The sequence below is a fragment of the Streptomyces sp. NPDC001450 genome (genome assembly GCF_053597295.1).
Genome location: NZ_JBSFHY010000018.1, coordinates 15,180 through 35,785, shown reverse-complemented (window position 1 = coordinate 35,785; position 20,606 = coordinate 15,180). Strand labels below are relative to the sequence as shown.

Sequence of the window (20,606 nt, the reverse complement as noted above, 5' to 3'; positions counted from 1 at the left end):
AGCGGCAGCCGTTCGACGTACTGCGGCAGCCGTTCCACCGACCGGTGCGCACCCCGCGGTCCCACGCGAGGTCCACCCCCAACTCCGGTCAGGTGGAACGGCTGCCGACTCCCCCCTCGGTGTGGCTACGGAACTCCCGTACTCCAAGTGTGAAGCTCTTGTGGAGGAAAGTTGAGCATATGCGGCTGACGGGCCGCAATAGTGCGGACGTTGAAATTCCGTTTGTGTAACTTGAGGGGGCCGGTTCCGGACCGTCCCGAGCCCTGTCCTCAACCCCCTCCTCAGCCCCGCCCGATGTACGGCATCGCCGTCGCCAACACCGTCGCGAACTGCACGTTCGCCTCCAGCGGCAGCTCGGCCATGTGCCGCACGGTGCGTGCGACGTCGGCCACGTCCATGACCGGTTCCGGGGCCACTTCCCCGTTCGCCTGCAACGCCCCGGTCTGCATCCGGGCCGTCATGTCGGTGGCCGCGTTGCCGATGTCGATCTGCCCGACCGCGATGCGGTACGGCCGCCCGTCCAGCGACAGCGACTTGGTCAGGCCGGTCAGCGCGTGCTTGGTCGCGGTGTAGGCGACCGAGTGCGGGCGGGGTGTGTGGGCGGAGACGGAGCCGTTGTTGATGATCCGGCCGCCCTGCGGGTCCTGCTCCTTCATCCGCCGGTACGCCGCCTGCGCGCACAGGAACGCCCCGTTGAGGTTGGTGTCCACCACGTGCCGCCAGGCGTCATAGGGCAGGTCCTCGACCGGCACCCCGCCCGGGCCGAACGTCCCGGCGTTGTTGAACAGCAGGTCGATCCGCCCGAACCGGTCCACGGCCGCCGCGAACAGCGCCTCCACGTCCTCGGGCCGGGACACGTCGGTGCGCACGGCGAACGAGGGTGCCCCGGGCGCCAGTGCCGCCGTCTCCTCCAGCGTCTCGACGCGCCGGCCGGCCAATGCCACCGACCAGCCGGCGCGCAGCAGCTCCACGGCGACGGCCCGCCCGATGCCGGAGCCGGCGCCGGTCACCACCGCGATCTTCGATCGTCTGTCAGTCATGGTTCCGCAGCGTAGGCGGGAAGTCCGCGATGCGGAATGGAATGTCCGCCATACGGTTACCCGGTGACGGTGGCTTAGCTCGATGGTGTGATGATCCGCCTCAGGCTTGTGATGCCCTCGACCACTCGCGTTAACGTCGCTGTGCGACCCAGGCGCCGGAGACGGTGTCAGCGTGCGGGGCCCCTGTTCCACCAGAGTGATGGTTCAGGGCCTCCCCCTCGCCCAGCCTCGTCCCCCGGTGGACGGGTAGCTCAGGGAACTGGCCTCCCGGGTCCGGATCGCGCACAGGATGCGTGTCGCCGCCTCGGGGTCGAGTACGCCGGGGACCAGTGCGCTCAAGACCGTTCGGGGCGTGCGGCTGATCGGGCTCACTCCTGCTCAGTCCGAAGGAACGGTGGAAGAAGCCGGACGGGACGTCCGACCCGGGGAGCCGGTGGCCGAACTGAGACAGTTGCGCCGCCGGAGTTGGGGGCAGTGCGCCGACGTGGCAGCACTGCTCACCCTGGGAGGTCCGTCGGCTTGCCCAGCAGTGCCCCGCCGCCCAGTGCCGGATTCCGCAGCCGGTGCGCCGGCGGGCTGTATCTGATTGCGCGCCTCCGGCACGACGCCCCGCGAGGCCGAAGTCGGCCTGCACCGTGCGCACCTCGCCGATCGCCCCGTCGGCCACCAGTGCCTTCAGCCACCGCACCAACGGATTGCAGTACATCCACATCGCCTCCATCAGGAAGCGGTCGTGCTCCTTCGCCGGCGCCACGAGTTCCTCGGCTTCGCTCGAGCCGGGGGGACCCCCACGGCGAACGCCTGGGCCGACTCCCGGCTGCGCGAGGCCACGGCCACGATCTCCGCGTCCGGCCCCGCGGCGGAGCCGCTGTTGGATGCAGTCGCCAGGTCCGCCGCGAACGCGGCCGCGATCCCGCCGGTCGCCAGGATCCCCCACCGCACGCTCTGCTCCGCCGTCCCGCCCCGCCCTCGTTCATGTGTGCCACGGCAGTGTGTACGAGCTGCGAGCATAGAGGCCGATCCAGTAGGAGAGGGAGGGACACATGCCCGAGCACGCGGAGGCACCGACACCGGAAACGGAGCGCCAGTCCACCACCGCTACCGTCCCGGTCGCCGCCACCCGCCGCACCGGCCTGCTCGTCACCTTCGTCCTCGGCGGCCTCACCGCCACACCCCCGCTGGCGATGGACATGTACCTCCCGTCCCTGCCGGAGGTCACCCGCTCCCTGCACGCCCCCGCCGCCACCGTCCAGCTCACCCTCACCGCGTGTCTGGCCGGCATGGCGCTCGGGCAGCTGGTCGTGGGCCCGATGAGCGACCGCTGGGGCCGCCGCCGCCCGCTGCTGACCGGCCTCGCCGTCTACCTCGTCGCCACCGCGCTGTGCGCCTTCGCGCCCACGGTCGAGGCGCTGGTCGCCTTCCGCCTCGCCCAGGGTCTCGCGGGCGCGGCCGGCATCGTCATCGCGCGAGCCGTCGTACGCGACCTCTACGACGGTGTGGCCATGGCCCGCTTCTTCTCCACCCTGATGCTGATCTCCGGGGTCGCGCCGATCGTGGCGCCCCTGATCGGCGGGCAGATCCTCCGGGTGACGGACTGGCGGGGCGTGTTCGTCGTCCTCACCGTGGTCGGGGCCGCGCTCGCGGCCCTCGTCTGGCTGCGGCTGCCCGAAACCCTGCAGCCCGCCGCACGACACGGCGGGGGAGTGGGGCAGGCGTTGCGCTCGATGCGCGGCCTGCTCGCCGACCTGCCCTTCACCGGCTACATGCTCGCCGGCGGCTTCGCCTTCGCCGCGCTGTTCGCCTACATATCCGCCTCCCCCTTCGTCGTCCAGGAGATCTACGGCGCCTCCCCGCAGACCTTCAGCGTGCTCTTCGGCGTCAACTCGGTCGGGCTGATGATCGCCGGGCAGGTCAACGGCCGGATCCTGGTGGGCCGGGTCGGCCTGGACAAGGTGCTCGGCACCGGCCTCGCGGTGATCGTGCTCGCCGCGACCGCCCTGCTGCTGATGACCGCGGGCACCTTCGGCGAGGTCGGCCTGGCGCCGATCGCCGTCGCCCTGTTCGTCCTCATGTCCGCGATGGGCATCACCCTGCCCAACGCCCAGTCCCTCGCCCTGCTGCGCACCCGGCACGCCGCGGGCTCCGCCTCCGCCCTCCTCGGCACCACCTCCTTCCTCGTCGGAGCGGTCGCTTCCCCGCTCGTCGGCGTCGCCGGTGAGCACACCGCCGTACCCATGGCGGTCGTCCAACTGGCGGGCGCACTGGTAGCGGCGGCCTGCTTCGTGGGAATGTGCCGTCCCTGGAACACCCGTGCGGGGTCGGAGGGAGAGGACAACTGAGCGCACCCAGACTGCGCGCCGGCACACCCGAACGCGCCGGGCTCGACCCCAGGGAACTCGAGCACCTGGCCGGCGAGGTGCACGCCCTCACCACCGGAGCACGCCCCTGGGCCGCCGGTGCCGTCGTCGTGGCCGGACGCGGGCCCGTGATCGCCGTGGCCGAGGCCGCGGGCTGGGCGGTCCGCTACGCCTCCTACGACCCCGAGACCGACACCGGCGTCGAACTGCCGCCCGCCGCCCGGGTCCCGATGACCGTCGACACCCCCTTCGACCTGGCCTCGCTCACCAAGCTGTGCACGTCCGTCGCCGCCGTGCAGCAGATCGAGCGCGGCACCCTGGGCATGGACGCCCGGATCGGTGCCTACCTGCCCGAGTTCACCGCGGCCGCCGAACACGGCGTCACCGTACGGCAGCTGCTCACCCACACCTCCGGGCTGCGCCCCGAACTCCCGCTGTACGACTGCCCGGACGCCACCGCCCGCCTCGCGCTGCTCCGCGCTGAAGCCCCCACGTCCGAGCCCGGCGAGTACCTCTACTCGGACCTGAACATGATCCTGCTCCAGTTCGTCCTGGAGCGGATCACCGGCCGCCCCCTCGACGTCCTGATCGAGGACGGCATCACCCGCCCGCTCGGGATGACGGCGACCGCCTTCGGCCCCTGCCCCGGCGCGGCGGCCACCGAGGACCAGCGGCGGCCCTGGGCCAAGGCCGACCGCGGAATGCTGCGTGGCGACGTCCACGACGAGAACGCCTGGGCGCTCGGCGGGGTGGCGGGTCACGCCGGCCTCTTCTCCACCGCGCGCGACCTGGCGGTCTTCTGCCGCGCCCTGCTCGCGGGCGGTGCGTACGGCCCCGCGCGCATCCTCGGCCCCGACTTCGTGGAACTCCTGTTCACCCCGCCGGGCCTGGGCTTCGCCCTGGACCAGCCGTGGTTCATGGGCGAGCTGGCGGGCAGGGGAGCGGCGGGGCATACGGGGTTCACGGGGACCTCGTTGGTCCTGGATCCGGCGACGGACACGTTCCTGGTGCTGCTGGCGAACACCGTGCATCCGAGACGCCGTCCGCCGGACAGCAGGCCGCGGGCGATGCTGGGCACGCTTCTGGCCAGGGCGGTGATCTGAGTCTTGGCGCAGCCCCCAGCAGGCGGGCACCAGCACCGCCCAGCCATACAATCGGCGGGTGAACGACCCCGCATCCCCGGCCGAAGCCCTCCGCGCCTCCCTGGCCGCGATCCTGGACGGACTTCCGCCCAAGCAAGCCGCCGGAGCCGTGGAACGGCTGATCGCCAACTACCGCGGGGCCACCCCGACCGACGCCCCGATCCTGCGCGACCGCGCCGACGTGGCCGCGTACGCCGCCTACCGCATGCCGGCCACCTTCGAGGCGGTCCGCTCGGCGCTGGAGGCGTTCGCGGACGCCCTGCCCGACTGGACGCCCGGCAGCCATGTCGACGTCGGCGGTGGCACCGGCGCCGCCACCTGGGCCGTCACCGCGACCTGGCCCGGCGAGCGCAGTGTCACCGTGCTGGACTGGGCCGAGCCCGCGCTCGCCCTCGGCCGGGAGATCGCCGAAGCCAACCCCGCGCTGCGGGACGCCCGCTGGCAGCGGGCCCGGATCGGCACGGCGTTCACCCTCGACAGCGCCGACCTCGTCACGGTGTCGTACGTCCTCAACGAACTCGCCGAGGCCGACCGCACCGCCCTCGTCGACGCGGCCGCGGCCGCGGCGCAGTCCGTCGTGATCGTGGAGGCCGGCACCCCCGCCGGCTACGCCCGGGTCATCGAGGCCCGCGACCGCCTCGTCCGCGCCGGGTTCCGCGTCGCCGCGCCCTGCCCGCACAGCGCCGCCTGCCCCATCGTCCCCGGCACGGACTGGTGCCACTTCTCCGCCCGGGTCAGCCGCTCCTCCCTGCACCGCCAGGTCAAGGGCGGCTCCCTGGCGTACGAGGACGAGAAGTTCAGCTACGTCGCCGCCACCCGGCTGCCCGCCGAGCCGGCCCCCGCCCGGGTGGTCCGGCGCCCGCAGATCCGCAAGGGCCAGGTGCTCCTCGACCTGTGCGAGGCCGACGAGCAGCTGCGCCGCACGACGGTCACCAAGCGCCACGGCGACCTGTACAAGGCGGCCCGGGACGCCGGCTGGGGCGACGCCTGGCCGCCGGAGGACCCGACCGCCTAGTCGGTGCGGCTTGTTAGCGTCACCCCATGGTCAAGAAGCCCGCCCCCGGCATGGTCAAGAAGCCCGCCCCCGACGCCACCCGCCGCAGCGAGAAGTCCCGCAGGGCGATCTACGACGCCGCCCTCGCCCTGGTCGCCGAGGTCGGATATCCGAAGACCACGGTCGAGGGGATCGCCGCCCGGGCCGGGGTCGGCAAGCAGACGATCTACCGGTGGTGGGCGTCGAAGGCGGACGTGCTGCTGGAAGCCTTCCTGGACCTCGGCGAGCAGGCGGCCCGGGAGGCGGGGCAGGAGCCGTACGCCATCCCGGACACCGGCGACCTCGCCGCCGACCTCAAGGCGGTGCTGCGGGCCACCGTCGACCAGCTTTTCGACCCCCGCTTCGAGGCACCCAGCCGCGCGCTGGCCGCCGAGGGCGTGGTCAACGAGCAGCTCGGCCGCGAGTTCGTCACCAAGCTCCTCGAACCCCAGCTCCAGCTGTACGTCGACCGGCTGCGCTCCGCGCAGGACAGCGGCGCGGTGCGCCCCGACGCCGACCCGCGCATCGCCCTGGAGCTGTTCGTCTCACCGCTCGCCCAGCGCTGGCTGCAGCACACCGGGCCGATCTCGTACGCGTACACGGACACCCTGGTCGACTACGCCCTGTACGGCCTCGCCCCCCGCTGAGGTCCTGTGAGGCACGTCTCGTCCCGTTCCTCCGGATCCCCGCTCCGGCCCCCCCGAAGCATCGGAAGCTGGGACGATGAGGCATGCTGTCCGCACACCAGCGAGGCGACCACCAAATCAAGGGGTTAGATGAGCGCGACGTTCGGCGGCCGGACCGGCCGGCACGGCAGACTCTCCCAGTGGCTGCTCGGACGCCGCCCGAAGGAGACCGCCGCCGACGACAGCGGCCGTGAGGCCCTGCTGCTCGCCGCCGCCGCAGCGGGACTGCCCCTGGCTCCCGCCGCGCATCCCACCCCCGACTACCGCTGTTCCTGCGACCGCGTCGGCTGTCCCACCCCGGCCCGGCACCCGGTGTCGTTCGCCTGGCAGACCCAGTCCACGACGGACCGCGCGCAGATCGAGCGCTGGGCCCGGCACCAGCCGCAGGCCAACTTCATCACCGCCACCGGCATGGTGCACGACGTGCTCGACGTACCCCTGGAGGCCGGCCGGGAGGCGCTGGACCGGCTGCTCGGCACCGGTGTGGAGGTCGGTCCGGTCGCCGAGAGCGACGACGGCCGCATGCTGTTCTTCACCCTCACCCGGGGCACCCCCGAGGACGAGGACGAGTGGTGGCCCTGCGAACTGGACTGCCACCCCGAGACCATGGACGAGCACCCGGGGCTGCGCTGGCACTGCCGCGGCTCCTACGTCCTCGTACCGCCCGCCCGGCTGCCCGGCGACGAGCAGCAGGTGCGCTGGGTCCGCGGCCCGGAACAGGCGTTGCCCGACCCGCTGAGCCTGCTGGAGGCGCTCACGGACGCCTGCGCCCGCCACGCCGGCGCGGAGGCCGGCCACACGGGCGCCGCCTGGCCGCTGCGGCACTGAGCGCTCCGCGGGGAGAGGCGGGCGCTTCACGGGGTGCCGCGATAGGCCGTCGGGCGGCGGAGGGTCCGTTGTGGCTGGTCGCGCAGTTCCCCGCGCCCCTTTAGGGCGCTTTACTCGCCCTGTGCCGCCGTCAGGCCCTGCACCCGCCCCAGGACCGACACCGGACCGCTGCCCGCCGGGTCGAGGGCGGCCTCGTTGGAGATGATCTCCAGCGTCAGCGACTGCTTGATCTCGCCCTTGGTCAGGGCCTGCACGTCCTTGTTCGGGGCCGGCACGGAGGTGCCCGCGGCGGCGGTCTGCTTCTCGTAGTGGTGCGTGGTGAAGAACACCAGCGCCCCGCCGTCCGCCGTGCGCAGCGCGAGCGGCGCGTAGTCGCCGTGGGTCAGCGGCTCGTCGATGTACTGCCGGACCAGGCCCGGTTTCTTCCTCTGCTTCCTGCGGTCCGCGCGCAGGCCGCTGGTGTACCGGCCGTCCGCGAACGTCGTGCCGGCGCTCTTCAGATAGGCCGCGTAGTCCTTGCTCAGGTCGGCGGGCGGCACGGCCAGCTGCGTGGAGCCGGCGGGCACGGCCTCGCCCCAGCCGTCCTTGTCCTTCTTGAACTCCGGTACGTCACCGGCCGCGACCAGCGTCAGATAGGCCACCTGCCACGGCTCGCCGAGCCCGTCGCGGGTGAACACCAGCAGCCAACGGGCGTTGCTGCTGCCCAGGTTGCCCTTGGCGTCCGCGACGAACCAGCGCGGCCAGCCGGCCTTCTTGGGGATCGTGAACCTGGCGTCCGTCAGCGTGAGCTGGGTGTGGTTCGCGTTGCCCGACGGGCTGTTGGCGTGCCCGGCCTTCAGCCGGGCGCCGTCGATGTCGGCGAGCGCGCCGGTGACGTGGTCCTCGTCCAGGGAGCGGTCGTAGGCCTTGTCGGCCTTGTTGTACGCGTCCGTGAACTGGGTGAGCGCCTTGGCGGCCTCGGCGCGGGTGGTGGCGGGAAGCATCTCGCGCTCCCCGTGCACCACCACACATCCGCCGGCCGTCAGTGACATGACGGTCAGTGAGACCGCTATGAGTGCGTTCCGGTCACGCCTGCGGAGCCTTCGACGGCTGCGTTCCCTGGTCATGAGGTGCCTTCACCTTCCCCTTCCCGGAGGCGAACCCTACCGGGGCGAGGAAGACCGCGAGTGTCGGGATCAGATAGAGCAGCCACACCGTGACCTGGACCACGGTCGGGTCGGGCTGGAAGTTGAACACGCCCTTCAGCAGCGTGCCGTACCAGCTGTCCGGCTCGATCGTGTCGCTGATGTCGAAGGCCAGGTCCCGGATGCCCGGGATCCAGTTGGCCTCCTGCAGGTCGTGGAAGCCGTACGCGAGCACGCCCGCCGCGACCACGACCAGCATGCCGCCGGTCCAGGTGAAGAACTTGGCCAGGTTGATCTTCAGCGCGCCCCGGTAGAACAGCCAGCCGAGGACGACCGCCGTGGCGAGGCCCAGCGCCACGCCGATCAGCGGGCGCGGGGTGCCGTCGCTCGCCGCGTGCACCGAGGCCCACACGAACAGGGCGGTCTCCAGACCCTCCCGGCCGACGGCCAGGAACGCGGTGGCGACCAGCGCGCCCGTGCCCATGGCGAGGGCCGCGTCCAGCTTGCCGTGCAGCTCGGACTTCAGGTGCCGGGCGGTGCGCCGCATCCAGAACACCATCCAGGTCACCAGGACGACGGCGACGACGGACAGCGAGCCGCCCAGCGCCTCCTGCGCCTCGAACGTCAGCTCCTGCGAGCCGAACTCGAGGGCGCAGCCGAAGCCCATCGCGATGGCGACCGCGATGCCGATGCCGATCCAGATCGGCTTCAGGGCGTCCCTGCGGTCCGTCTTCACCAGGTAGGCGATGAGGATGCAGACGACGAGCGACGCCTCCAGGCCCTCACGCAGGCCGATCAGGTAGTTGGAGAACACGGGTTACGCCTCCTCGGAGAACAGCGTGCGGCCCCACCAGTCGTCCTTGCCCCGGACGCCGGGCGGGACGGCGAAGACGGCCGAACCCACGTGCTGGATGTACTCGTTGAGCGCGTCCTTGGCCGACAGCTGCCGCTGCAGCGGGATGAACCCCTTGCGTACGTCACGCTGGTAGGCCAGGAAGAACAGGCCCGCGTCGAGACGGCCGAGGCCGTCCGTGCCGTCCGTGAAGGAGTAGCCGCGGCGCAGGATGGTGATCCCGTTGTTGGAGTCGGGGTGCGCGAGGCGCACGTGCGCGTCCGGCTTCATCGCCTTCAGGAACGGCTTGTCGTGCTCCTTGGCCTTGCCGACCGGGGCGCCCTCGCCCTTGTCGCGGCCGAAGACGTCCTCCTGCTCCTGCAGCGAGGTCCGGTCCCAGGTCTCGATGTTCATCCGGATGCGCCGGGCGACCAGGTACGACCCACCGGTCATCCACTGGGTGCCGTCGCCCTCGCCGACCCACACGAACTTCTTCAGCCGGTCCGTCTCGGTGCCCGCGATGTTGCGGGTGCCGTCCTTGAACCCCATGAGGTTGCGCGGGGTCTGGGCGTCCGGGGTCGTCGACGAGGTCTTGCCGAAGCCGAGCTGGGACCAGCGGATGGCGACCTTGCCGAAGCCGATGCGGGCCAGGTTGCGGATGGCGTGCACGGCGACCTGCGGGTCGTCCGCGCAGGCCTGCACGCACAGGTCGCCGTCGGTGCGCGTCCTGTCGAGGTTGTCGCCCGGGAACTGGGGCAGGTCGACCAGCGCCTCGGGCCGCTTGCCGGACAGCCCGAACCTGTCGAAGAACGACGGCCCGAAGCCGATGGTGAGCGTCAGCCGCGAGGGCTTCAGACCCAGGGCCTCACCGGTGTCGTCCGGCGGCGCCTCGGCGAGCCCGCCGTACGCGCCCTCGCCGACGGCCTTCCCGGCGGTCATCCGGCGCGCGGCCTCGGTCCAGTCCTTCAGCATCTGCACGAACTCGGCGCGGTCCTCGGTCTTCACGTCGAACGCGGCGAAGTGCAGCCGGTCCTGCACCGGTGTGGCGATGCCGGCCTGGTGGGCGCCGTGGAACTCCACGGCGGCGCCCACCTCGGCGGCGGCCGGTTCCACGTCGTTGCCGGCCTTGGCCGCCGCCACGGCACCGCCGGCCGCGGCGGCACCGAGCGCGAGCCCGGCCCCGCCCCAGCCGATCAGCGCACGGCGCGAGGGGGAGGAGCCGCCCCGGCTTTCCTGGGTCTCGGTCATGACGCGTCTCCCCTTACTTCACAACCGCGGCGGCGAGCTTGGACAGCGGCTCGGCGAGCGCGTTCACCGCGTCCGAGAGCCGCTTGCGGTCGTCCTTGCCGACCTTGTCGTACGAGGTGAAGTCGTACGAGTTCTTGTCCGTGCGGTACTTGTCGAGCAGCGTGTTCAGCGCCGCGAACTGCTTGTCCAGCTCGGTGGCCAGCGCGGCGTCGTTCTTCTGCGCGACCGGCTTCAGCAGCTCGTACGACTTCTGCGCGCCCTCGACGTTGGCCTTGAAGTCGACCAGGTCGGTGTGTGAGTAGCGCTCCTCCTCGCCGGTGACCTTGCCGGTGGCGACCTCGTCGAGCAGCTCCTTGGCGCCGTTGGCCATGGAGGTCGGGGTGATCTCGGCCTTGCCGACCCGCTCCTGCCAGTCCTTCAGGTCGGTCACGAGCTGGTCGGCGAGGGTCTTCTCCTCGGCGCCGATCTTCTTGTCCGCCCAGAGGGCCTTCTCCAGGCGGTGCCAGCCGGTCCACTTCTGACCGTCCTCCAGGCCGTCCTCGCGGACGTCGACCTTCGGGTCGATGTCCCCGAAGGACTCGGCGACCGGCTCGGTGCGCTCCCAGCCGAGGCGGGAGGGGGCGTACGCCTTCTTGGCGGCCTCGACGTCGCCGTCCTTGACCGCCTTCACGAAGGTCTCGACGAGCGGCAGCGTGGTGTCGGCCTGCTCCTGGGCGTAGGCGCGGTAGTCGGCGGCCGCCTTGTCCAGCTGCGGGTCGCGCTTGGCGACCTTGCCGGAGCCGGTGACCGTGAGCTTCTGCCGGACGCCCTTGCCCTTCATGCCCGGGACGCAGGCGATCTCGTACGAGCCCGCCTTGATCTCGGCGGTCAGCGTGTACTTGGTGCCCGGGCCGATGTTCTCCTTCTCGGAGACGATCCGGTCGTCCGGGAAAAGGATCTCGACCTCGGTGGCCTTCGAGCCCTTGTTCTCGATCTTCAGCGTGACCTGCCCGGCCGGGACCGACTTGGCGGAGGTCTCGCACTTCGAGTCGGCGGCGGTCACCTGGATCGCGTCACCGTCCTTGGCGTCGCTCTTCGCCGTGCACGCCGAGAGGGCGGTCAGAGCGGCCACGGTGGCGGCGGCGGTGACGGTGAGTCGGACGGCTCGCATGCAGGCTCCAAGCGGGAACGGTGTGGTGAGGCTTGCCTAACTTACATGAGGCTTACCTCACCCATACCCGCCCGGGTCGTGATTCAGCTCTCACGGATACCTCACAGACACGGCTTGATCTCGACGTCTCAAAAGAGGCCCCAATAAAAGGTAAAGCGCGGGTCAAGTGATGGGAGGGTGGGAGGCATGGACAGCGCGCGCAGGGAGTTGCTGGGGGCCGGTGGTCTCGTGCTGGACGTGCGGGACCGGCCGGGTCCGCCGCCGTTGCGCTTCGAGTGCGCCCCCGGCGGTCGGCTGCTGCTGTGGCAGGGGGAGCGGCCGGTGTTGCTGGGCCGCGAGGAACAGGGCGGCTGCTCGCGCGAGGGGCTCTTCGTGCACCGCCTTGCGGGCTACCGCTCACCGCTGCCGCCGGCCCGCTCGGCGCGGCAGCGTCGGCCGGGCAACTGGGTCCACGAGTACGCGCGCCGGCTGGAGAGGGCGCCGCAGGACGGACCGCTGCACGAGGGGCGCTGGTTCCTCGGGGAGCGCCACCGGTTTCCGGCGTACGTCTGGTGGGGCGACTTCCTGCGGGACTGGCCCGGCGGCCACCTGGACTGGTGCGGTGGCGGCTGGGAGGGCGTCGTACCGCTGCGGCCGCTGTCGTCGCAGGACGACCCGCGGGTGAAGGCGTACCGCAAGCACGTGCGCGAGGGCACGCTCGCGCCGGTTCTCCTGTGGTGGGTCACACTCCTCGACGGCTGGGTGATCCTGGACGGCCACGACCGCGCCGTCGCGTCCCTCGCGGAAGGCCGGACCCCGCCGTGCGTGGTCCTGGACCGGGTGCCGGACGAGGAGGACTGGCGCCGGACCGCCGACGAGGTGACCCAGGGACACGAGCGGAGGATGGAGCGCCTGACCGCCCGCCCCGCCGATCCCGGCGCCGAGCGGCAGCGGGACACGCTGGTACGGGCGTACGGCGACGTCATGTCCTCGCTGCCGTACGAGCCGGCCCCCACGTGCTCCTGGCCGCTCCCCGGCGGCGCCCCCGCCTGGGACGCGCTCGCTCGCGCCGCGATGTTTCAATTCCCAAGTGACTGACTACGACGTACTCCGCGTGTTCTGCGCGCCGAACGGCGGCTACGGCAACGAACTCGGTGTCGTCCGCGACGGTTCGGTGCTGCCCGAGCGGAGCGACCGGCAGGAGTTCGCCGCGAAACTCGGCTTCAGTGAGACCGTGTTCGTGGACGACCCCGAACGCGGGGTGATCGACATCTACACCCCCACCCTGCGCCTGCCCTTCGCCGGACACCCCTGTGTCGGCGCGGCCTGGCTGCTGGACGTGCCCGAACTGGTCACGCCCGCAGGGGTGGTGGGCGCCCGGCTGGACGGCGAGTTCAGCTGGATCGAGGCCCGCGCGGAGTGGGTGCCGCCGCGCACCCTGCGCCAGTACCCCACCGCCGCCGAGGTCGACGCCCTCGACGTGCCGCCGCCGGGTGAGTGGATCTACGCCTGGGCCTGGGAGGACGAGGCGGCCGGCCGGATCCGGGCCCGCGGCTTCCCCGGCCGTGGCGACGGGATCGATGAGGACGAGGCGACGGGGGCGGCGGCGCTGCTCCTCACCGATCAGCTGGGCCGGGCGCTGAACATCACGCAGGGCAAGGGCTCGCAGATCCTGACCGCGCCGCAGCCGCACGGGTGGGTGGAGATCGGGGGGCGGGTCTTCCTGGAGCGTTAGGCGCTCAGCGGGCACTCCTCGCCCAGGGCGCGGAAGACGGCGGTGTTCAGTGCGAACGCCTTCTTGCACTCCGCCACGATGCGCTGCTTCTCCAGGTCGTCCGCGGCGACGCCGTCCAGCAGGTCGCGGTAGTCACGCTTGAAGGCCGCCGGGCTGGGGATTCCCTCGAACACGTAGAAGCGGACCCCGTCGCCCTTCCTGGCGAAGCCCCACGCCTTCTCCGCCCGGTCGCGGATGATCTGCCCGCCGGAGAGGTCGCCGAGGTAGCGGGTGTAGTGATGGGCGAGGTACCCGCCCGGCCAGTGCTCGGCGCACTCCCTCACCCGGTCCGCGTACGCCCGCGTCGCCGGGAGCGCGCTCAGTCCCGCTCGCCACCCGGACCCGCGCAGATGCGCCAGGTCCCGCTCCAGCGCGGCCAGCCGGAACAGCTCGGGGCGTACGAACGGCCCCGCCACCGGATCCGCCGCCAGTCGCTCGGCCGCGCTCTCCAGCGCCTCGTACACGAACCACAGTTGCTCGGTGTAGCGGGCGTACGCGGTCACGCCCAGCCGGCCGCCGAGCAGGTCGCTCATGAACGTCGAGGTCTCCGCCTCCACGTGCTGCTCGTGGGAAGCGGTGCGGATGAGGGTCGAGAACGACTCCACGGGCTCTCCTCGGTTTACCGACGGCCTGTCGGTAAGTTTACCGACAGGCCGTCGGAAAAACATCAGGGCAGAAAAAAGGCCCGCCCCGGGTGTCAGGGCGGGCTGCTGCGGGCTGTGGGAGGGCGGCGGCGGTCTACGGCAGGGTGAGGATCTCCGCACCCGTGTCCGTCACGACCAGCGTGTGCTCGAACTGGGCCGTCCGCCTGCGGTCCTTGGTCACGACCGTCCAGCCGTCGTCCCACATGTCGTACTCGTGCGTGCCCAGCGTCAGCATCGGCTCGATGGTGAAGGTCATGCCGGGCTGCATGACGGTCGTCGCGTGCGGGCTGTCGTAGTGCGGGATGATCAGGCCCGAGTGGAACGACGAGCTGATGCCGTGCCCGGTGAAGTCCCGCACGACCCCGTAGCCGAAGCGCTTGGCGTACGACTCGATGACCCGGCCGATGACGTTGATCTGCCGGCCCGGCCGGACCGCCTTGATCGCCCGGTCGAGCGACTCCCGGGTCCGCTCCACCAGCAGCCGCGACTCCTCGTCCACGTCACCGACGAGGTACGTGGCGTTGTTGTCGCCGTGCACCCCGCCGATGTACGCGGTCACGTCCAGGTTGACGATGTCGCCGTCGTTGAGGACCGTCGAGTCCGGGATGCCGTGGCAGATGACCTCGTTGACCGAGGTGCACAGCGACTTCGGGAAGCCGCGGTAGCCGAGCGTGGACGGGTAGGCGCCGTGGTCGCACATGTACTCGTGGGCGACCTTGTCCAGCTGGTCGGTGGTCACACCCGGCGCGATGATCCGCGCGGCCTCCGCCATCGCCTGCGCGGCGATACGGCCGGCGACACGCATCGCCTCGACGGTCTCGGGGGTCTGCACCTCCGGTCCGGTGTACGGCGTCGGCGCGGGCTTGCCGACGTACTCGGGGCGGCGGATGTTTCCGGGTACCGAACGGGTGGGAGACAGCTCCCCTGGTACGAGCAGCGACTGGCCAGACATGCCAGCGAGTCTAACCAGCGGGCATGGGGGAACATGTCCGTGGTGAGAGGAGCTGTTCATGGCCCTGTTCAAGAAGCGCACGGTCGGCAAGCCGGGCGAGTGGTACTACTGCCTGGAGCACAAGAAGGTCGAGGAGGGCCCGGAGTGCCCGGGCAAGGACCGCTTCGGGCCGTACGCCTCCCCGGAGGAGGCCCGGCACGCGATGGAGACGGCGGCCGAGCGCAACCTGGAGTGGGACACCGACCCCCGCTGGCACGACGCCTCCGCACGCGGTGACCAGGACGCCGACCAGGACTGATCACACCTGCGTGGGCGCGACGGCGGTGCGCTGCTCGCGCACCCGTACCGCGTGCTCGTCGGTCCGGGCGTCGTAGGTCATCAGCCCCGGCAGACACAGGGCCAGCAGCCCCATCGCGCCCACGCACAGCAGTCCGCCCGACCACACGGACGTCCGTACGCCCGCCCACGCGGCGACCCCGCCCGAGCGGACCTGGCCCAGCGTCGGGCCCACCGAGTACGACAGCAGTTCGATGCCGGCGAGACGGCCGCGCAGCTGGTCGGGGATCGTCTGGTTCCACATCGCGGCCCGGAAGACCCCGCTGACCATGTCGCAGCCGCCGGCGACGGTCAGGAGCAGCAGCACCAGCCACACGTTGCCGACGACACCGGCGGCCGCGATCGCCACGCCCCACAGCGCGGCCGACAGCACCACCATGCGTCCGTGCCGGTGCACCCGGGAGGTCCAGCCGCTGGTCAGGCCGACCACCATCGCGCCCAGCGGGACGGTCGCGTACATCAGGCCGAGCGCCCACGCGGCGTGCAGCTCGTCGGCGAGGAACGGCAGGACGGCGAGGGGCATGGCCAGGAACATCGCGGCGAGGTCGACGACGTAGGTGCCGAGGAGTTCCTTGCGGCCCCAGGCGTAGCGGGCGCCCTCGGCGATGGCCCGCAGGTCCGGCTTCGCGGCCTCGTAGGAGGCGGGGGAGGGGGCGATGCGGACGATGAACACCAGGGACACGGCGAACGTCAGCAGGTCGGCGGCGTAGGCCCAGCCGAGGCCCGCGTAGGCGACGACCACGCCCGCGATCGCCGGGCCGGCCACTCCGCCGACGGTCCAGCGCAGGGAGTTCAGGGAGGACGCCGCGGGCAGGTCGTCGTGGGCGACGATCCGGGGGAGCAGGGAGTCCAGGGCGGGGCGCTGTACCGAGACCAGGGCGGAGGAGAGGGCGGCGATGACGTAGAGCGGCCAGACGGCGGGGCTGGGCAGCAGGGCGTTGACCAGCAGAGCGGCGCTGAGGAGGCCCTGGCCGGCCTCCGTCCGCATGATCAGCTGCCGCTTGTCGAGGGCGTCTGCGAGGGCGCCGCCGTACAGGCCGAAGACGATCAGGGGGATCAGTTCCACGGCGCCGATCGCGCCCACGGCTGCCGCCGAGCCGGTGAGGTCCTTCAGCTGGACCGGCAGCGCGACGAAGGTCAGGAAGCTGCCGAAGTTGCTGATCAGACCGGATGCCCAGAGTCTGCGGAAGTCCGCGGAGGCCTTCCAGGGGGCGAGGTCGGGGAGGAGAGCTGAAGCCACGCCGGCATGCTCTGCTCGGGGGAAGCCCGGGGCAACTGCTTTTCCCGGTCACCAAGGGGCAGCCGGCGGTGCCGTCAGAATCTCCGCCAGCCTCGACACGCGGTCCCGGAACCCCCGCCGCGCCCTCGGAGAGCCTCCGTTTTCACCTGCCGCCGCGCTCACCAGGTGCTGCACGCTGTCCAGGTCCAGCTCCGCCCCCTCGGGCACGGCCAGCGTGTCATGGGCCATCGCGGACAGCTCACGCCCACCCGCGCCGAGCGCCAGCACCGTCACCCCGGCCCGCCGCGCCGCGTGCACCCGCTCCAGCAGCTCCGCCGGCTCCTCGGGGGCGACCACGAGCAGGGTCTCGCCGCGCCGCGCCTCCTCGATCCGGCCGGGGCCGACAGCGAGGTGCGCGGGATCGGAGGGGCGCGCGTGGTGCCGTACGAGGGTCGGAGTCAGCTCGGGAGTGCCGGACCAGGCCGCCTCGTCGACCAGATGCGCGGCCAGATGCCAGGGCTCGTACTCGGGTGTGCCCACCAGCAGCAGCCCGCCCCCGTGCGCCACCACGGACCCGCGCAGCACGCCCGCGAACCGCCGGGTGGCCCCCAACCACTCGGTACCGGAGAGTACTTCGCGCAGCAGCGCGACCCGTACGGCGTCCATGCGACCGCATCCTGCCCCAACCGGTCACTCTTGACGTGGTGTTCACCCCGAATTCGCCCAACCTGGGGAGGGTGACGGCCCATCGGTGAACGTTTTCCGTGTGAGGAGCCGCCCCATGACCGACGTGTCCGTCCCCTTCCGCGCCGGCCAGGAGGGCTACGCCGGCTTCCGCATCCCGGCCGTCGTGGCAACCGGCAAAGGCGCGCTGCTCGCCTTCTGCGAGGGTCGCGTCGACTCCGTCGCCGACCACGGGCACATCGACATCGTGCTGAAGCGGTCCACGGACGGCGGCCGCACCTGGGGCCCGCTGCGGGTCGCCGCGAGCAACGGGAGGAACCTCGCCGGCAACCCCGCCCCCGTCGTCCTCGACACCGGCCGGATCCTGCTCGTGCACGTCCGTGCCGCGGCCGCCGCCACCGAGGCCGCCATCCTGCGCGGCCAGGTCAGCGACGCCGACGGCCGCCGGGTGTGGGTGCAGCACAGCGACGACGACGGCGCGACCTGGTCCAAGCCGAACGAGATCACCGCGCAGGTGAAGAAGCCCGGCTGGCGCTGGTACGCCACCACCCCCGGCCACGCCCTCCAGCTCGGCTCCGGCCGCGTGCTCGTCCCCGGCAACCACACCCTGCCGCCCACCGGCACCGACACCGGCGCCGAGGCCAGGTACAACAGCGGCCACTGCCTGCTCAGCGACGACCGCGGCGAGACCTGGTACCTCGGCTACCTGGACGAGAACACCGACGGCTACATCAACGTGAACGAGACCACCGCCGCCGAACTCCCCGACGGCCGCGTCTACTTCAACACCCGCAACGACTCGCCCTCACCCGGCAACCGCGCCGACGCGCACTCCAAGGACGGCGGGAAGACGCTGGTCAAGCCCTTCCGCCCGCAGGCCGGACTCACCACCCCGGTCTGCGAGGCCTCCGTCCTGCAGCTCCGCGACCCCGACCTGCTGCTCTTCTCCGCCCCGGCCGACCCCGCCGCCCGCGCCCTGATGACCATCCGCGTCTCCGGCGACGGCGGTACCACCTGGCGCAAGGCCCTCTCCGTGGACGGACTGCCCGCCGCCTACTCCGACCTGGTCCGCGTCGACCGCGGCACGGTCGGACTCCTGTACGAGACAGGGGACTTCAGTGCCTACGAGACCATCACCTTCCGTCGGGTGCCCGTGACGCGGCTCACCTGACCCGGTGCCGTCCGCCCCACGGACGTAGAGTCGGCCCATGACCTCTACCGACAGCGCACAGACTCCCGCGAAGGCCCCCGCCAAGGACCCCTGGGACCTGCCCGACGTCTCCGGGCTGGTCGTCGGCGTGCTCGGCGGCACCGGCCCGCAGGGCAAGGGCCTCGCCTACCGGCTCGCCCGGGCCGGCCAGAAGGTGATCATCGGCTCGCGCGCCACCGAGCGCGCCCAGGCCGCCGCGGAGGAGCTGGGGTACGGCGTCGAGGGCGCCGACAACGCCGAGACCGCGCGCCGCAGCGACATCGTGATCGTCGCCGTACCGTGGGACGGCCACGGCAAGACGCTGGAGTCCCTGCGCGAGGAACTGGCCGGCAAGCTCGTCGTCGACTGCGTGAACCCGCTGGGCTTCGACAAGCAGGGCGCCTATGCGCTGAAGCCGGAGGAGGGCAGCGCGGCGCAGCAGGCCGCCGCCCTGCTGCCGGACTCCCGGGTCACCGCCGCCTTCCACCATCTGTCGGCCGTGCTGCTCCAGGACCCGGACATCGAGGAGATCGACACCGACGTGATGGTGCTGGGTGAGGCGCGCGCCGACGTGGAGATCGTCCAGGCGCTGGCCGGGCGCATCCCCGGCATGCGCGGCGTCTTCGCGGGCCGGCTGCGGGGCGCCCACCAGGTCGAGTCGCTGGTCGCGAACCTGATCTCCGTCAACCGCCGGTACAAGGCACACGCCGGGCTCCGCGTCACGGACGTGTGAGGGCATGGGGGACACTGGTCGTCGTAGCAGTGTCCCCCGCAAGGAGCCGACCCCATGCCCCGCATCGCCCTCTACACCCTCGTCGTCTGCCTCCTCGCCGTTGCCGCCGCGGTCGTCTCGTTCGTCCAGGGCAGCTGGCTGGGGATCGTCTGGGTGCTGCTGGCGGGCCTGTCGTCCAACATGACCTGGTACTACGTCAAGCGCGGCCGGGCCGCCGCGGCGCAGGGCAAGTCGGTCACGGGCTGACCGCGCAGTAGGGGTCGCTCTCCCGCCAGAAGCGGAACAGGTCGTATCCGCAGTATGTCTGGGTCTCGTCGATCCCGAGGCCGCGCAGGATCGAGTGGATCGCGTCGAAGAACACGCTGTTGACCGACGGCACCCACAGCAGCGCGAACACGAACAGCAGTCCGAACGGCGCGAACGGCTCCACCTGCCGCTTCACCTGGTACGACAGCCACGGCTCGATCACCCCGTACCCGTCCAGGCCCGGCACCGGCAGGAAGTTCAGGATCGCCGCCGTCACCTGGAGCAGGGCGAGGAACGCCAGCGCGTACCGGAAGTCGCGGGGCACCCCGTCCAGCGCGTGCAGCCAGAAGGGCGCCGTGCACACCGCCGCGAACAGTACGTTCGTCAGCGGGCCCGCCGCCGAGATCAGGCTGTGCCGCCAGCGGCCCCGGATACGGCCCCGCTCGATGAAGACCGCGCCGCCCGGCAGGCCGATCCCGCCCATGATCACGAACACCACCGGGAGCACGATGCTCAGCAGCGCGTGCGTGTACTTCAGCGGGTTCAGCGTGAGGTAGCCCTTCGCGCCGACCGTGATGTCCCCGCTGTGCAGGGCGGTGCGCGCGTGCGCGTACTCGTGCAGGCACAGGGAGACGATCCAGGCCGCCGTCACGAACAGGAACACCGCGACACCCGGCTGCTCGGCGAACCCGCTCCAGGTGGCCCAGCCGGTCACCGCCGTGACGGCCAGGATCCCGACGAACACGGGGCTGATCCGGCGCTCGCCGCGGCGGGTGGTGGCGGTCGTCATGAGCGGCTCCTGTGGGCGGGTACGGTCGGGAGGCCGACCGTACCGGCCGGGGACTCATGAGGAAAACGTCTCGCGGTGGCCGTCCGGTTCCAGGAGGGTGGGGGAATGGCAGTGATGAGGGTGTTCTACGAGGACTGGCAGATGGAGTGCTGCGGCAGGCCGTTCAGCGTGGGCCAGGAAGTCGGCTGGCGGCTGGTCGCCGTCGACGAGGAGGAGGCCGGGAACGGCCACTGGCACGGCGCCGAGGCATGGGTGGAGAACCACGGCGGCCCGAAGCACAAGACCGTCGGTCACGTGCGCTCCATCGACCTGGTGCACCAGGAGTACACCGCCCGCCACGACCCGCGCGCCGCGGAACCCGCCGCACTCGCCGACGTGGAGCCCGGCACGGTGATCTTCCGGTCGACCGGGCGCAGTCTGGAGCCGGTGCCCGGCGCACGGACCCTGGAGCCCGTCGACAGCTGTCCGAGGTGGTTCGGCGGCTTCGAGGAGGAGGAACAGCCACCGCGCCGGGTTCCCTACCGCGTCCGGCGCGCCGTCGGCGTCCTCGTCACCCTGGAGGTCCCGGACGACCCAGGAGGTTCCGGGCGGCGCGCCGCCCGAACCCGGTGACCCGTCCC

The 20,606-nt window shown here is 71.8% G+C and carries 22 protein-coding genes and 1 pseudogene; 12 read left to right on the top strand and 11 right to left on the bottom strand.

Annotation, left to right across the window (positions count from 1 at the left end):
• Positions 1 to 281: 281 nt before the first annotated feature.
• Positions 282 to 1,040, bottom strand: coding sequence for an SDR family oxidoreductase (locus ACWC5O_RS21070; protein ID WP_450589062.1), 759 nt, complete (start codon positions 1,038 to 1,040; stop codon positions 282 to 284).
• A 524-nt stretch (positions 1,041 to 1,564) separates the two neighbouring features.
• Positions 1,565 to 2,051, bottom strand: a pseudogene (locus ACWC5O_RS21065) (hypothetical protein); the annotation flags it as partial.
• Between the two features lie 32 nt (positions 2,052 to 2,083).
• On the opposite strand from ACWC5O_RS21065, the gene ACWC5O_RS21060 reads away from it, so the two are divergent.
• The 5 genes from ACWC5O_RS21060 (at position 2,084) to ACWC5O_RS21040 (ending at position 7,086) form a co-directional block, all read left to right on the top strand.
• Positions 2,084 to 3,379: a multidrug effflux MFS transporter gene (locus tag ACWC5O_RS21060; protein ID WP_450589064.1), complete on the top strand. Its 1,296-nt coding sequence runs from the start codon at positions 2,084 to 2,086 to the stop codon at positions 3,377 to 3,379.
• The gene (locus tag ACWC5O_RS21055) at positions 3,331 to 4,500 is read left to right on the top strand and encodes a serine hydrolase domain-containing protein (RefSeq protein WP_450589066.1); all 1,170 of its coding nucleotides are present in this window, start codon (positions 3,331 to 3,333) and stop codon (positions 4,498 to 4,500) included. Before ACWC5O_RS21060 ends, ACWC5O_RS21055 begins: the two co-directional genes overlap by 49 nt.
• 58 nt (positions 4,501 to 4,558) lie before the next feature.
• A complete protein-coding gene (locus ACWC5O_RS21050; RefSeq protein WP_450589068.1) occupies positions 4,559 to 5,554 on the top strand; it encodes a small ribosomal subunit Rsm22 family protein in 996 nt (331 codons plus the stop codon).
• Between the two features lie 50 nt (positions 5,555 to 5,604).
• Positions 5,605 to 6,219: a TetR/AcrR family transcriptional regulator gene (locus ACWC5O_RS21045; protein WP_450589134.1), complete on the top strand. Its 615-nt coding sequence runs from the start codon at positions 5,605 to 5,607 to the stop codon at positions 6,217 to 6,219.
• Positions 6,220 to 6,348: 129 nt separating this feature from the next.
• A complete protein-coding gene (locus ACWC5O_RS21040; RefSeq protein WP_450589070.1) occupies positions 6,349 to 7,086 on the top strand; it encodes a bifunctional DNA primase/polymerase in 738 nt (245 codons plus the stop codon).
• A gap of 110 nt (positions 7,087 to 7,196) precedes the next feature.
• Here the strand turns inward: ACWC5O_RS21040 and ACWC5O_RS21035 are convergent, their stop codons facing one another.
• The 4 genes from ACWC5O_RS21035 to efeO are packed head-to-tail and all read right to left on the bottom strand — an operon-like array spanning position 7,197 to position 11,440.
• Positions 7,197 to 8,192: a hypothetical protein gene (locus tag ACWC5O_RS21035; RefSeq protein WP_450589072.1), complete on the bottom strand. Its 996-nt coding sequence runs from the start codon at positions 8,190 to 8,192 to the stop codon at positions 7,197 to 7,199.
• Positions 8,152 to 9,024 (bottom strand): iron uptake transporter permease EfeU, encoded by an 873-nt coding sequence (efeU, locus tag ACWC5O_RS21030; RefSeq protein WP_450589074.1) that lies wholly within the window; start codon positions 9,022 to 9,024, stop codon positions 8,152 to 8,154. Before efeU ends, ACWC5O_RS21035 begins: the two co-directional genes overlap by 41 nt.
• A gap of 3 nt (positions 9,025 to 9,027) precedes the next feature.
• Entirely contained in the window at positions 9,028 to 10,290 is a 1,263-nt protein-coding gene (efeB, locus tag ACWC5O_RS21025; RefSeq protein ID WP_450589076.1) for an iron uptake transporter deferrochelatase/peroxidase subunit, read from the bottom strand.
• Positions 10,291 to 10,303: 13 nt separating this feature from the next.
• On the bottom strand, positions 10,304 to 11,440 hold the full coding sequence (gene efeO, locus ACWC5O_RS21020) for an iron uptake system protein EfeO (RefSeq protein ID WP_450589078.1): 1,137 nt from the start codon (positions 11,438 to 11,440) through the stop codon (positions 10,304 to 10,306).
• Positions 11,441 to 11,626: 186 nt separating this feature from the next.
• On the opposite strand from efeO, the gene ACWC5O_RS21015 reads away from it, so the two are divergent.
• A complete protein-coding gene (locus ACWC5O_RS21015) occupies positions 11,627 to 12,517 on the top strand; it encodes a hypothetical protein (RefSeq protein ID WP_450589080.1) in 891 nt (296 codons plus the stop codon).
• Positions 12,510 to 13,154, top strand: a complete 645-nt coding sequence (locus ACWC5O_RS21010; protein ID WP_450589082.1) for a PhzF family phenazine biosynthesis protein — start codon at positions 12,510 to 12,512, stop codon at positions 13,152 to 13,154. The genes ACWC5O_RS21015 and ACWC5O_RS21010 overlap by 8 nt, the downstream gene beginning before the upstream one ends.
• On the opposite strand, the gene ACWC5O_RS21005 is transcribed toward ACWC5O_RS21010, so the two are convergent.
• Positions 13,151 to 13,798, bottom strand: coding sequence for a biliverdin-producing heme oxygenase (locus tag ACWC5O_RS21005; RefSeq protein ID WP_450589083.1), 648 nt, complete (start codon positions 13,796 to 13,798; stop codon positions 13,151 to 13,153). The two genes, ACWC5O_RS21010 and ACWC5O_RS21005, sit on opposite strands and share 4 nt — an antisense overlap.
• A 133-nt stretch (positions 13,799 to 13,931) precedes the next feature.
• Positions 13,932 to 14,789: a type I methionyl aminopeptidase gene (gene map / locus ACWC5O_RS21000; protein WP_450589085.1), complete on the bottom strand. Its 858-nt coding sequence runs from the start codon at positions 14,787 to 14,789 to the stop codon at positions 13,932 to 13,934.
• Positions 14,790 to 14,847: 58 nt separating this feature from the next.
• On the opposite strand from map, the gene ACWC5O_RS20995 reads away from it, so the two are divergent.
• Positions 14,848 to 15,087 (top strand): hypothetical protein, encoded by a 240-nt coding sequence (locus tag ACWC5O_RS20995; protein ID WP_450589086.1) that lies wholly within the window; start codon positions 14,848 to 14,850, stop codon positions 15,085 to 15,087.
• Here the strand turns inward: ACWC5O_RS20995 and ACWC5O_RS20990 are convergent, their stop codons facing one another.
• Together ACWC5O_RS20990 and ACWC5O_RS20985 are read right to left on the bottom strand one after the other, a co-directional pair.
• Positions 15,088 to 16,365, bottom strand: a complete 1,278-nt coding sequence (locus ACWC5O_RS20990; protein WP_450589088.1) for an MFS transporter — start codon at positions 16,363 to 16,365, stop codon at positions 15,088 to 15,090.
• A 48-nt stretch (positions 16,366 to 16,413) separates the two neighbouring features.
• Positions 16,414 to 17,010: a hypothetical protein gene (locus tag ACWC5O_RS20985; RefSeq protein ID WP_450589090.1), complete on the bottom strand. Its 597-nt coding sequence runs from the start codon at positions 17,008 to 17,010 to the stop codon at positions 16,414 to 16,416.
• Positions 17,011 to 17,125: 115 nt separating this feature from the next.
• On the opposite strand from ACWC5O_RS20985, the gene ACWC5O_RS20980 reads away from it, so the two are divergent.
• From ACWC5O_RS20980 to ACWC5O_RS20970, 3 genes are read left to right on the top strand one after another with little or no spacing between them, the layout of a single operon-like run.
• Positions 17,126 to 18,199, top strand: a complete 1,074-nt coding sequence (locus ACWC5O_RS20980) for a sialidase family protein (RefSeq protein WP_450589091.1) — start codon at positions 17,126 to 17,128, stop codon at positions 18,197 to 18,199.
• Between the two features lie 37 nt (positions 18,200 to 18,236).
• The gene (npdG, locus tag ACWC5O_RS20975; RefSeq protein ID WP_450589093.1) at positions 18,237 to 18,950 is read left to right on the top strand and encodes an NADPH-dependent F420 reductase; all 714 of its coding nucleotides are present in this window, start codon (positions 18,237 to 18,239) and stop codon (positions 18,948 to 18,950) included.
• A gap of 54 nt (positions 18,951 to 19,004) precedes the next feature.
• The gene (locus ACWC5O_RS20970; RefSeq protein WP_450589095.1) at positions 19,005 to 19,196 is read left to right on the top strand and encodes a hypothetical protein; all 192 of its coding nucleotides are present in this window, start codon (positions 19,005 to 19,007) and stop codon (positions 19,194 to 19,196) included.
• On the opposite strand, the gene ACWC5O_RS20965 is transcribed toward ACWC5O_RS20970, so the two are convergent.
• On the bottom strand, positions 19,186 to 19,986 hold the full coding sequence (locus ACWC5O_RS20965; protein WP_450589096.1) for a site-2 protease family protein: 801 nt from the start codon (positions 19,984 to 19,986) through the stop codon (positions 19,186 to 19,188). The genes ACWC5O_RS20970 and ACWC5O_RS20965 overlap by 11 nt on opposite strands.
• 105 nt (positions 19,987 to 20,091) lie before the next feature.
• Between ACWC5O_RS20965 and ACWC5O_RS20960 the strand changes: the two genes are divergently transcribed.
• Positions 20,092 to 20,598 (top strand): DUF6578 domain-containing protein, encoded by a 507-nt coding sequence (locus tag ACWC5O_RS20960; RefSeq protein ID WP_450589098.1) that lies wholly within the window; start codon positions 20,092 to 20,094, stop codon positions 20,596 to 20,598.
• Positions 20,599 to 20,606 lie beyond the last annotated feature (8 nt).

What these genes read in the sequence shown, in the direction of transcription:
- ACWC5O_RS20965 (WP_450589096.1), bottom strand. Translation starts at nt 19,986, where the DNA reads ATGACGACCGCCACCACCCGCCGCGGCGAGCGCCGGATCAGCCCCGTG.
- ACWC5O_RS20995 (WP_450589086.1), top strand. Translation starts at nt 14,848, where the DNA reads ATGGCCCTGTTCAAGAAGCGCACGGTCGGCAAGCCGGGCGAGTGGTAC.
- ACWC5O_RS20960 (WP_450589098.1), top strand. Translation starts at nt 20,092, where the DNA reads ATGGCAGTGATGAGGGTGTTCTACGAGGACTGGCAGATGGAGTGCTGC.
- ACWC5O_RS21035 (WP_450589072.1), bottom strand. Translation starts at nt 8,192, where the DNA reads ATGACCAGGGAACGCAGCCGTCGAAGGCTCCGCAGGCGTGACCGGAAC.
- efeO (WP_450589078.1), bottom strand. Translation starts at nt 11,440, where the DNA reads ATGCGAGCCGTCCGACTCACCGTCACCGCCGCCGCCACCGTGGCCGCT.
- ACWC5O_RS21040 (WP_450589070.1), top strand. Translation starts at nt 6,349, where the DNA reads ATGAGCGCGACGTTCGGCGGCCGGACCGGCCGGCACGGCAGACTCTCC.
- ACWC5O_RS20980 (WP_450589091.1), top strand. Translation starts at nt 17,126, where the DNA reads ATGACCGACGTGTCCGTCCCCTTCCGCGCCGGCCAGGAGGGCTACGCC.
- ACWC5O_RS21015 (WP_450589080.1), top strand. Translation starts at nt 11,627, where the DNA reads ATGGACAGCGCGCGCAGGGAGTTGCTGGGGGCCGGTGGTCTCGTGCTG.
- ACWC5O_RS20970 (WP_450589095.1), top strand. Translation starts at nt 19,005, where the DNA reads ATGCCCCGCATCGCCCTCTACACCCTCGTCGTCTGCCTCCTCGCCGTT.
- ACWC5O_RS20985 (WP_450589090.1), bottom strand. Translation starts at nt 17,010, where the DNA reads ATGGACGCCGTACGGGTCGCGCTGCTGCGCGAAGTACTCTCCGGTACC.
- ACWC5O_RS21045 (WP_450589134.1), top strand. Translation starts at nt 5,605, where the DNA reads ATGGTCAAGAAGCCCGCCCCCGACGCCACCCGCCGCAGCGAGAAGTCC.
- map (WP_450589085.1), bottom strand. Translation starts at nt 14,789, where the DNA reads ATGTCTGGCCAGTCGCTGCTCGTACCAGGGGAGCTGTCTCCCACCCGT.
- npdG (WP_450589093.1), top strand. Translation starts at nt 18,237, where the DNA reads ATGACCTCTACCGACAGCGCACAGACTCCCGCGAAGGCCCCCGCCAAG.
- ACWC5O_RS21060 (WP_450589064.1), top strand. Translation starts at nt 2,084, where the DNA reads ATGCCCGAGCACGCGGAGGCACCGACACCGGAAACGGAGCGCCAGTCC.
- efeB (WP_450589076.1), bottom strand. Translation starts at nt 10,290, where the DNA reads ATGACCGAGACCCAGGAAAGCCGGGGCGGCTCCTCCCCCTCGCGCCGT.
- ACWC5O_RS21070 (WP_450589062.1), bottom strand. Translation starts at nt 1,040, where the DNA reads ATGACTGACAGACGATCGAAGATCGCGGTGGTGACCGGCGCCGGCTCC.